The sequence below is a fragment of the Synechococcus sp. CCAP 1479/10 genome (assembly GCF_019038515.1).
GTDB lineage: Bacteria > Cyanobacteriota > Cyanobacteriia > PCC-6307 > Cyanobiaceae > Cyanobium.
Genome location: NZ_JAFKRJ010000070.1, coordinates 1 through 241, shown reverse-complemented (window position 1 = coordinate 241; position 241 = coordinate 1). Strand labels below are relative to the sequence as shown.

The 241-nt window shown below is 65.1% G+C and carries 1 protein-coding gene; it reads right to left on the bottom strand.

Annotated features, from left to right (window positions below):
* On the bottom strand, window positions 1-241 hold a 241-nt coding region (locus tag KUG39_RS17000), incomplete at both ends, for a glycogen/starch/alpha-glucan phosphorylase (RefSeq protein ID WP_216916613.1).

Sequence of the window (241 nt, the reverse complement as noted above, 5' to 3'; positions counted from 1 at the left end):
GCCGATGGTGAGGGCGCCGTTCATCATGAATTTCATGTTGCCGGTGCCGGAGGCCTCGAGGCCGGCGGTGGAGATCTGCTCGGAGAGATCGGCGGCGGGGTAGACGCGCTCCCCGAGCTTGACGTTGTAGTCGGCGAGGAAGATGACGCGCAGGCGGCCGTCCATGTCGGGGTCGGCGTTGACGACGTCGGCGATGCCGTTGATGAAGCGGATGATCAGCTTGGCCATGGCATAGCCGGGA